At 72.1% G+C, this 9,756-nt stretch carries 8 protein-coding genes; 4 read left to right on the top strand and 4 right to left on the bottom strand.

Translation table 11 applies throughout. The features are described from left to right. Positions 1 to 320 precede the first annotated feature (320 nt). Complete coding sequence (locus tag ACSW7Y_RS13685; protein WP_438126804.1) at positions 321 to 1,157, top strand: phosphotransferase family protein; 837 nt, start codon at positions 321 to 323, stop codon at positions 1,155 to 1,157. 30 nt (positions 1,158 to 1,187) lie between these two features. Here ACSW7Y_RS13685 and ACSW7Y_RS13680 read toward each other — a convergent pair whose 3' ends face one another. Both ACSW7Y_RS13680 and ACSW7Y_RS13675 read right to left on the bottom strand, forming a co-directional pair. Then, a complete protein-coding gene (locus tag ACSW7Y_RS13680; protein WP_438126803.1) occupies positions 1,188 to 2,156 on the bottom strand; it encodes a serine hydrolase in 969 nt (322 codons plus the stop codon). Continuing rightward, a complete protein-coding gene (locus tag ACSW7Y_RS13675) occupies positions 2,156 to 4,120 on the bottom strand; it encodes a M13 family metallopeptidase (protein WP_438126802.1) in 1,965 nt (654 codons plus the stop codon). The genes ACSW7Y_RS13680 and ACSW7Y_RS13675 overlap by 1 nt, the downstream gene beginning before the upstream one ends. Before the next feature lie 127 nt (positions 4,121 to 4,247). On the opposite strand from ACSW7Y_RS13675, the gene ACSW7Y_RS13670 reads away from it, so the two are divergent. Beyond that, entirely contained in the window at positions 4,248 to 5,585 is a 1,338-nt protein-coding gene (locus ACSW7Y_RS13670) for a uracil-xanthine permease family protein (RefSeq protein ID WP_438126801.1), read from the top strand. 67 nt (positions 5,586 to 5,652) lie between these two features. Here ACSW7Y_RS13670 and ACSW7Y_RS13665 read toward each other — a convergent pair whose 3' ends face one another. Then, a complete protein-coding gene (locus tag ACSW7Y_RS13665; RefSeq protein WP_438126800.1) occupies positions 5,653 to 6,324 on the bottom strand; it encodes a GAP family protein in 672 nt (223 codons plus the stop codon). Here ACSW7Y_RS13665 and ACSW7Y_RS13660 point away from each other — a divergent pair. Continuing rightward, complete coding sequence (locus tag ACSW7Y_RS13660; protein ID WP_438126799.1) at positions 6,287 to 7,672, top strand: MATE family efflux transporter; 1,386 nt, start codon at positions 6,287 to 6,289, stop codon at positions 7,670 to 7,672. The two genes, ACSW7Y_RS13665 and ACSW7Y_RS13660, sit on opposite strands and share 38 nt — an antisense overlap. Before the next feature lie 109 nt (positions 7,673 to 7,781). Next, complete coding sequence (locus ACSW7Y_RS13655; protein ID WP_438126798.1) at positions 7,782 to 8,720, top strand: TolB family protein; 939 nt, start codon at positions 7,782 to 7,784, stop codon at positions 8,718 to 8,720. Positions 8,721 to 8,844: 124 nt separating this feature from the next. Here the strand turns inward: ACSW7Y_RS13655 and ACSW7Y_RS13650 are convergent, their stop codons facing one another. After that, a complete protein-coding gene (locus tag ACSW7Y_RS13650) occupies positions 8,845 to 9,519 on the bottom strand; it encodes an ABC transporter ATP-binding protein (protein ID WP_438126805.1) in 675 nt (224 codons plus the stop codon). Positions 9,520 to 9,756: the final 237 nt, after the last annotated feature.

Here is a 9,756-nt window from a genome sequence, read left to right as displayed (position 1 = left end):
CCGTCGGGGTCGACGCGTTCGCGGCGCCGACACCGAACGCGGCGCCACCGAGGACGAGCGCGCCGGTCGTGGCGAGGGTGATCGAGGTCTTCAGGCTCTTGCGCATGATGTTCTGTCCTTTGCTGTGTCGCGCTCGGCGCGGCGTTCGATGGCGCGCCGAACCGACCCGTTGACGGGTCGAGAACCAGCGATCTGCGGCTGGTGAGCGCTCCGGGTGGTTCCCGGTCTGTGCAGGGGATTCGACGCCCTCGCCGGAGCGGATTGGGATGACCTTTCGCCGTTACCGTTCTGTGACATCAGGTGCTCGGTACCCTTGCCCGGTGACCGGTGGGGGAGGCGACGAAGAGCTCGCCGTCGTCGACCACGGCAGCGCACTGCTCGGACGGCCGCTGCGCGCCGTCCGCGTGCTCACCGGTGGACAGCACGCCCGCACCGTCCTCGCCGCCGACGGCGAGCAGCACGTCGTGGTCCGGACGTTCCCGCGAGGGGACGACGCCGTCGCCCGGGAGACGTCCGTGCTCGGGCGGCTCTCGTCCCTCGGTGGGCTCGTGCCACGGCTCCTCGCACACGGGACGGTCGGGAGCACCCCGACGATCGTCACGTCAGCGCTGACGGGGACCGTCCCGTCCGCCTCCCTCGACCTCGACGCCGCCGCGGAGCAGCTCGGGGCCGCCCTCGCCCTGGTCCACGGACTCGACCCGGTCGGACTGCCCGAGGACGGGCGGGAGCCGGAACGCACGGCGGGACGACTGGGCGGTGCCGCTCGTCTCGCCTGGCCGACGACCGATCAGACCCGCGTCTTCACCCACGGCGACTTCTGGAGCGGGAACGCCGTGTGGCACGGTGACCGACTCACCGGGATCGTCGACTGGTCGGGCGCGATGGCTGCCCCACGGGGTGTCGACATCGCCTGGTGTCGGCAGGACCTCGTGCTCCTCGGCGCACCGTCCGCCGCCGACCGCTTCCTCACCGCGTACGAACGCGAGAGCGGTGTGCGGGTGGACGACGTGCACGCGTGGGACGTGCTCGCCGCGGCGCGCGCCGACCCGTACCTCGAGTCGTGGGAGCCGAACTACGCGGGCATCGGGCGTGCGGACGTGACGGCAAGGGTCATCCGGCAGCGGTTCGACGCCTGGGCGCGGCGACTCCTGGGCTGATCGGCCGCCCGGGTGCGGGACCTGCTCCGGTCAGCGGCGTGCGGGCAGGTGCACGGCCTCGAGCACCTCCGTGCCCATCGTGCGGAGGGCCTCCACGACCGCCAGTCGTCGCTGCAGGGTGGCGTCGTCGAACGTCACCGTGACGGCGTAGCTCACCGACGACGCCGGCCCGCGGAGGATGCCCGCCTCGGCACGGACCCCGAGCGACGAACCCGTGATCGACACGACCTGCAACCCGTGGTCGAGCGACCGGTGCGCCAGCGGATCGAGCGCGAAGGACCCCGCCACGAGCGAGAGGTCGCTCGACAGGGACAGCCACCCGAGCACCCGGTTCGAGACGGCCTCGTCGACCACCTCACCGAGCGCGAGGCCCCGGAACAGCCAGCTGAGCTCACCCGTCGCCGCGACCGAAGCGTCCGGAGCGTCGTCGGGACCGCGACGGTCACGGACGCGGTCGATCAACGCCGTCCGCTCGATGCCGAGCGACTCGGCCCGCTCGCGGACCGCGTCGATCCCGACGGTCGAGAGCAGCGCGTTCATGGCCCAGGCGTCCGCGGTCGCACCGACGAGGGTCGCGAGGTCCGACACCTGCATGGTCGACTCCTGCAGGAACTGCCACAGCCCGGCACCCGTCGCGGTGTCCCGGGCCATCCGCTGCAGGCGGTCGCCGTGCAGGCCGCCGTCCTCGAGCAACGCAGCCACCTCGATGAGCAGCAGCACCCGCCCGAGGCTCGCGACCGGCTGGACGAGCGTGTCATCGACCGCGAGGAGCGCCTTGCCGGACGACGTGTCGATGACGGAGGCGCTGACTCCCGCGCCGTCCCGCGCCAACGCACCCAGTGCCTCCAGGGTGGCTCCGAAGCGCTCGTCGGCACCGCCACGGTGACGGCCGTGGGCACGGCCGCCGCTGCCGCCGCGCGACCGGTCGCCGTCGCCGGCGGCACCGGCCGACCCCTGACGGCGTCGCCGGGACGGCAGAGCCGCGTCCGGCTCGACCATCACCAGATGGCGACGCGCTCGGCCGGGTCGAGGTACATCGAGTCGCCCTCGGTCACGCCGAACGTGTCGTAGAAGCCGTCGATGTTGCGCACGACCTGGTTGCAACGGAACTCGTTCGGGGAGTGCGGGTCGATGCTGAGCAGGCGCGCGGCCTCCTCCGGGCGGATCGCCATCCGCCAGGCCTGCGCCCAGCTGAGGAAGAACCGCTCCGCGCCGCTGAGCCCGTCGACGACCGGCGGCTCCTGACCGTCGAGGGACAGCAGGTAGGCCTTCCACGCGATCGAGAGGCCACCGAGGTCACCGATGTTCTCACCGATCGTGAGCGCGCCGTTGACGTGCCCCTCGGGCACCTCGGTCGGGACGAGGGCGTCGTACTGCGCGATGAGGGCCTTCGTGCGCTCCTCGAACGCCGCGCGGTCGGCCTCGGTCCACCAGTTCTGCAGGCGGCCGTCGCCGTCGTACTGGGAGCCCTGGTCGTCGAACCCGTGCCCGATCTCGTGGCCGATGACGGCACCGATCGCGCCGTAGTTGGCGGCCGGGTCGCGGCCGGCGTCGAAGAACGGGAACTGCAGGATCGCGGCAGGGAACACGATCTCGTTGAAACCCGGGTTGTAGTAGGCGTTGATCGTCTGCGGGGTCATGAACCACTCGTCGCGGTCGATCGGCTTGCCGATCTTGCCCAGCTCGCGGTCGACCTGGAAGCTCGCGACGGCGCGGACGTTGCCGGTGAGGTCGTCGGCGGAGACCTGCAGCGCCGAGTAGTCGCGCCACTTCACCGGGTAGCCGATCTTCGGCGTGAACTTGTCGAGCTTGTCGAGGGCACGCGCACGGGTCTCGTCGGTCATCCAGTCGAGCCCGGTGATGCTCTGGCGGTAGGCCTCGACGAGGTTCGCGACGAGCTCGTCCATCGCGGCCTTCGAGGTCTCGTCGAAGTGCTCCTGCACGTAGATGCGCCCGACGGCCTCGCCCATCGCACCCTCGACGAGGGAGACGCCGCGCTTCCACCGCTCGCGCTGCTTCGGCGCACCGGTCAGTGCCGTGCCGTAGAACGAGAAGTTCGTCGCGGAGAACGCGCTCGTCAGGTAGGCCGCCGAGCCGCGGACGACCTGCCAGCGGAGCCAGTCCTTCCACGCCGCGAGCGGCTCGGTGCGGAGCAGTCGGGCAAGTCCGGTGATGAACGAGGGCTCACGGACGACGACGGTCTCGAAGGCGCCGGCGGGGGCGTCGATGGCCTCCCACCACTGCCGCAGGTCGATGCCCTCGGCGAGCGCCGCGACCTCGGACCACGGCAGCTTGTTGTAGGTCTTCTGGCTGTCGCGCGTGGTGACGTTGTCCCAGTGCTCGGCGGCGAGCGCGGTCTCGAGGCCGATGACGTTGTCGCTGCGGTCACCCGCGTCGTCGAAGCCGGCGAGGGGGAACATCGCGGCGACGAACTCGCGGTACTTCGTGCGGATGTCGGCGAAGCGGTCCTCGCGGTAGTACGACTCGTCGGGCAGTCCGAGGCCGCTCTGCTCGAGGAACACCACGTAGGACTCGGGGTCGCCCGGGTCGTTGTCGACGAACAGCTGGAGGAAGCTCGGCAGACCGAGGCGCTCGAAGCGGCCGACCATCCGGACGACGTCCTCGACCGATTCGACCGTGTCGACCTCGGCGAGCAGGGGCTCGATCGGGCCGGTGCCCAGCTCCTCGAGGTGGGTCTCGTCGGTGAAGGAGGTGTAGAGGTCGCCGACCTTGCGCTCCTCGGTGCCCGGGGCCGCCTGCTGCGAGCGCTCGACGATCTCGCGGACGGCGAGTTCTGCCTCTTCCGCGAGGATCGTGAACGACCCGTACCGCGCCTTGTCGTCGGGGATCGGAGTGGCGGCGACCCACGTGCCGTTGACGTGCCGGTACAGGTCGTCCTGGGGGCGAACACCTGCGTCGAGCTCGTCGGTGTGGATGCCGGAGGTGCTTGCGACGTCGGTCATGGCGTCCACGATAGCCACCGTCGCCCTGTGCACGGGCGGGTGGACGTGAACGGCCACGAGGGGGCGCTTCTCCACAGATCAGGTCGGTCCTCGTCACGGGCACTCAGGTGCCACTACCGTTTCCCGCATGGGACTCCCTTGGAAGCTGCACGGCGACGGCAAGACCGTCTCCGCGACGACGATCGTGGCACCCGACGAGCGCCTCGGCTGGGGGCGGACGATCGGTCTCGGCGTCCAGCACGTGGTGGCGATGTTCGGCGCGACCTTCCTCGTGCCCCTCATCACGGGCTTCCCGCCGTCGACGACGCTGCTGTTCAGCGGCATCGGGACGATCCTGTTCCTGCTCATCACCGGCAACCGCCTGCCGAGCTACCTCGGGTCCTCGTTCGCGTTCCTCGCCCCGATCGGCGCCGCGACGAAGATCGGTGGCATCCCGCTCGCACTGTCGGGCATCATCGTCGTCGGAGCGCTGCTCGCGGTGGTCGGGCTCGTGGTGCACCTCGCGGGTGCGGGCTGGATCGACCGGGTGATGCCGCCCGTGGTGTCCGGTGCGATCGTCGCGCTCATCGGGTTCAACCTCGCGCCCGCCGCCCGCGACAACTTCGTCAAGGCTCCGGTGGTCGCGCTGATCACCCTGCTCACGATCATCCTCGCTACCGTCCTCTTCAAGGGCCTCATCGGGCGGCTCTCCATCGTCATCGGCGTCGTCGTCGGCTACGTCGCGGCGGTCATCGCGGGCGAGGTCGACTTCTCGGCGGTCTCCGCTGCACCCTGGCTGGGCCTGCCGACGTTCACCGCTCCGGCCTTCGATGCCGGCCAGCTCGCGATCTACCTGGGCTTCGTCCCGGTCGTCCTGGCGCTCGTCGCCGAGAACGTCGGCCACGTGAAGGGCGTGGGCCAGCTCACCGGCCGCGACCTCACCCCGCTCACCGGCCGCGCGCTGTTCGCGGACGGGATCTCGACGGTCCTCGCGGGCATCGGCGGCGGCTCGGCGACGACGACGTACGGCGAGAACATCGGCGTCATGGCCGCGACGCGCGTGTTCTCGACGGCCGCCTACTGGGTCGCCGCGATCGTCGCGGTCCTGCTCGGGCTCTCGCCGAAGATCGGCGCGATCATCTCGTCCGTCCCGGCCGGGGTGCTGGGCGGCGCGACCACGGCGCTCTACGGCCTGATCGGGATCATCGGCATCCGGATCTGGGTCGAGAACCGGGTCGACTTCGCGAAGCCGAAGAACCAGCTCACGGCGGGCATCGCGCTCATCATGGGCATCGCCGACTTCACGTTCTCCTTCGGCAGCGCCACCTTCGGCGGGATCATCGTCGGCACGGTGGCGGCGATCGTGGTGTACCACGTGATGGACCTCATCGGTCGGGCCCGCGGCACGGACCCGGCGACGCCTGCGGCGTCCGACGCGGACCACGCCGCCACGGGCGCGGTCCCCGCGGAGCCGCGCGTCGGCTGAGGCCCACGCACAGGTCGGACGGGAGGCGCGGTGCGCGCCCGCCCCGTGCCTCCCGTCCGATGCGGCGTCAGTCCCGGACCAGCAGCCCGCTGATCCCCAGCGCGAGCTGGAGGACACCCAACCCGGCGAGCACGACGACCAGGGCGATCGAGCCCCACCTCGCGGTCCACGCACGGATCCGGGCGAGGACCCGCTCGGCGAGCGAGGGGAGGGCGAGCGACAGCGCGATCGGCAGCAGCGCGGTCGATGCGGAGACGGTGACGAAGAGCACCGCGACCACCAGGGCCTCGCCGACCGGCGGATCCGCCTCCCCGAACGCCAGGCCAGCCGAGAGCACGAGGACGAACAGCTTCGGGCTGAGGAAGAGGAGCGCCCCGAGCCCGAACGCGTGGCGAGGGGTGACGGCTTCCGTGCGGTCCGCCCACCGCGAGCTCGCCGGGGCACCGTCCGGCAGCTCCCTGCGCGCCCACTGCCACGCGGCGAGCCCGAACAGCAACACCGCGGCGCAGAGGGCGATGACGGTCTGAACGGGGTCCCCACCCGCGGTCTCGTCGGGGAGCTGCTCGCCGATCAGCACCGTCACCACGAGCGCCGCGACGATGGCCGTCACCCAGCCTGCGGCGAGAGCGACCGCGGACGCGGGACCGCGGCGGTGCCCGAGCAGGAACACCACCGACGCGACCGTCAGCGGGCTCAGCGCGATGCCGACCGCCGCCGGTACCAGCGCGAGGACGTCCACGGGCGGAGCGTACCGCCGCCAGGATGGTCGGGTGACCCAGAGCATCGAGACTCGTCGCGTCGACCGGGACATCGTCCGGCTGGCCGTTCCCGCGCTCGGCGCACTCGTCGTCGAGCCGCTGTTCCTCCTGACGGACACCGCGCTGGTCGGCCACCTCGGTGCGGCCCCGCTCGCCGCCGTCGGGCTCGCGAGTGCCGTCCTCCAGACCGTCACCGGGCTGCTCGTCTTCCTGGCGTACTCGACCACGCCCGCGGTCGCCCGGGCCCTCGGTGCCGGTGACCGGCGCGGCGCCGTGCACGCGGGCATCGACGGGATGTGGCTCGCCCTCGTGCTCGGGGTCGTGCTGGCCCTCGTCGGCTGGCCCCTCGCCGCACCGCTGGTCGACGCGTTCGGCGCCTCGCCCGAGGTCTCCGCCGCCGCCACCGCCTACCTCACCCTGTCGCTCGTCGGACTGCCGGGGATCCTCGTCGTCACCGCGTCCACGGGCCTCCTCCGCGGACTGCAGGACACACGGACGCCGCTCGTCGTCGCGACCGTCGGCTTCGTCGCGAACGGGCTGCTCAACGCGGTCCTCATCTACGGTGCGGGATGGGGCGTCGAGGGTTCCGCGGCCGGCACCGTCGCCGTGCAGTGGGCGATGGCAGCCGTGTACGTCGTGATCGCGGTGCGCGCGGCGCGGGCCTCGGGCGCACCGCTGCGGCCGGGCGCATCGGGAGTCGTGCGGGCGCTGCGGTCGGGCGCGTGGCTGTTCCTCCGCACGGCGTCGCTCCGGATCGCGATGCTCGCGACGGTGTCGGTGGCCGCGGGGCTCGGCACGGCGGGACTGGCCACCACGCAGGTCGGACTCACCGTGTTCTCGACGCTGGCGTTCGCGCTCGACGCCCTCGCGATCGCGGGACAGGCGCTCGTCGGGCACGGACTCGGTGCCCGGGACCCGGATCGGGTCCGCCTGGTGACCGGTCGGCTGGTGCTGCTCGGCATCGTGGGCGGGGTGGTGCTCGGGCTGGTGACCGCGGCGGTGAGCGGAGTGCTCGGGCCGGTGTTCTCGGACTCGCGCGCCGTGCACCAGTCACTCCCCCTCGTCCTGCTGGTCATCGCGGCTGGGATGCCGATCGCGGGGTACGTGTTCGTGCTCGACGGGGTGCTCATCGGCGCCGGGGACGCGCGGTACCTGGCACTCGCGGGCGGCGTGAACCTCGTCGTGTACCTGCCGCTCCTGTGGTGGGCGGGCGGGACACTCGCGGGGCTCTGGTCGGCCTTCGCGCTCGGGTACATCGGCGTGCGGGCGGTGACGCTCGGGGTCCGGGCGCACCGGCGCGGCTGGGTGGAGGGGGCGCTGGCCCGCTGAGCCTTCGCGGCCACGAGACTCGCCGACAGCGGCACGAGACGTGTCGCTCAGCACGAGGCTCGCGTCGACCCAGACGAGACTCGGCTCCCGAACCCGACAGGATGGACCCATGAGCGAACCCCGCGGACGGCAGCTGCTGCCGGGCCAGACCAGCCGCGTGCACGTGTACGACGTCGCGACGCGGACGAGCCGACTCGTGTTCGAGTCGACGACGGTGCTCGTCGAGGCGCCGAACGTCCTCGACGACGGCACGCTCGTGCTGAACGGGAACGGCGACCTGTGGCTGCTGCGGCTCCCGCAGCCGGGCTCCGTGCTCGACGAGGCCGCGCTCGTGCCGGTGCCGATGCCCGGCGTCGAGGAGATCAACAACGACCACGTGCTCGACCCCTCCGACGGATCCGTCGTGGTGAGCGCGCGGAACGGTGAGCTCTACCGCGTCCCGCTGCCCGACGGCGGCTCCGCGGAGCAGCTGACCGACACGACGACCGCGCTCCCAACGAAGCGGAAGTTCTACCTGCACGGCATCGCCCCGGACGGGAGCGTCCTGGCGGCGATCGTCGGTGAACTCAGCCTCGACGGGGTGTGGTCCACCGACGTCGCCAGCGTCGACCCGACCACCGGAGAGCCGACGTTCCGTACCCGTGACGGGTTCCCCGACGACGGGTGCACGATCACGCCCGACGGCGGCACCTGGCTGTTCAACACCGAGCGGTTCACCCCGGGGACCGCGCAGCTCGCGAGCCTCCGGCCGGGGCAGTCCGAGCCGGTGCAGATCACGAACGACGACCGGGTGAACTGGTTCCCGCACCTGTCGCCGGACGGTTCGCACCTGCTGTACCTCTCGTACGAGCCCGGTGTGCAGGGGCACCCCGCCGACCACCGCGTGGAGCTGCGGCTGCTGCCGGGCGTCCTCGCGCGGGGTGCACGGATCGCCGTGCTGCCGGAGACGCTCGTCACGCTCGACGGCGGACAGGGGACCGTGAACGTGCCGCCGTGGTCGCCGGACTCCCGGTGGTTCGCCTACTGCGACTACCCGGTGGGCGGGTAGCGCGGTCCCGAGTCTGGTGCGGGCGCGGCCGAGTCTCGTGCTGACGGACACGTCTCGTGGTCACCACCACGAGACTCGTCGCCGGACACGAGACTCGGGCGCCCGCCCCGCGCCCCGCCCCGGGTCACACCTCGCGGACCTGGCCCTGCTTGATGTGCAGTCGGCGCTCGGCCCGCTTCGCCACCCACGAGTCGTGCGTCACGATGACCACGGTCAGCCCTCGTTCCTTCCACTGCCGCTCGATGAGGCCCATGATCTCGTCGCGCGTCCCCTCGTCGAGCGCCCCGGTCGGCTCGTCCGCGAGCAGCACGGACGGGTTCTTCACGAGCGCCCGTGCGATCGCGACGCGCTGCTGCTGCCCACCGGACAGCTCGGCCGGCAGGTGGTCGAGCCGTTCACCGAGGCCGACCTCGCGGAGCGCCGCCGTCGCCCGGTCGCGCACCTCCGACCGGGACCGGTTCGCGAGCGAACCCGCGAACGCGGTCTCGACGTTCTCGAGCGCGGACAACGTCGGGATGAGGTTGAAGTTCTGGAACACGAACCCGATCTCGGTCGCCCGGAGGTCGCTGAGTGCGCCGTCGCCGAGCTTCGCGACGTCGTGCTCGCCCAGCAGCACGCTGCCGGCGGTCGGGCGGTCGAGGGCGCCGAGCATCTGCAGGAGGGTCGACTTCCCGCCGCCGGTCGGCCCCTGGACCGCCACGAGCTGCCCCTGCGGGATGGTCAGGTCGACGTTCGTCAGCGCGGTGACGGTCCGCTTCTTCTGCTGGTACGTCTTGCTCACGTTCTGCAGGCGGTAGATCGGCCGGGAGGCACGGCTCGCCTCCGTCGCGGACGCTGCGGTCGTCGTGGTGGTCACGGTGGCTCCTGTCGGGTCGGGGGTGGCGGGTGTCGGCGCGTCAGTCGGTGTCGGTCCGGACGGCACGGTGTGCGTGCCGGTGCGCGGTGCGGGCTGGAGGGCGTGCGTGCCCGTGCGCGGCGCGGGCTGGACGGCGTGCGTGCCGGTGTGCGGCGCGGGCATCAGCCGACGCTCCGCAGC

This window comes from Curtobacterium flaccumfaciens, from assembly GCF_051548005.1.
In the GTDB taxonomy this organism is placed as follows: Bacteria; Actinomycetota; Actinomycetes; order Actinomycetales; family Microbacteriaceae; genus Curtobacterium.
The sequence above is the reverse complement of the archived record's forward strand: the minus strand, read 5'-3'. Positions and strand labels throughout refer to the sequence as shown.

Coding starts and splice junctions, on each gene's coding strand:
- ACSW7Y_RS13680 (WP_438126803.1), bottom strand. CDS start 2,156: ATGGTCGAGCCGGACGCGGCTCTGCCGTCCCGGCGACGCCGTCAGGGG.
- ACSW7Y_RS13675 (WP_438126802.1), bottom strand. CDS start 4,120: ATGACCGACGTCGCAAGCACCTCCGGCATCCACACCGACGAGCTCGAC.
- ACSW7Y_RS13670 (WP_438126801.1), top strand. CDS start 4,248: ATGGGACTCCCTTGGAAGCTGCACGGCGACGGCAAGACCGTCTCCGCG.
- ACSW7Y_RS13660 (WP_438126799.1), top strand. CDS start 6,287: ATGCCGACCGCCGCCGGTACCAGCGCGAGGACGTCCACGGGCGGAGCG.
- ACSW7Y_RS13655 (WP_438126798.1), top strand. CDS start 7,782: ATGAGCGAACCCCGCGGACGGCAGCTGCTGCCGGGCCAGACCAGCCGC.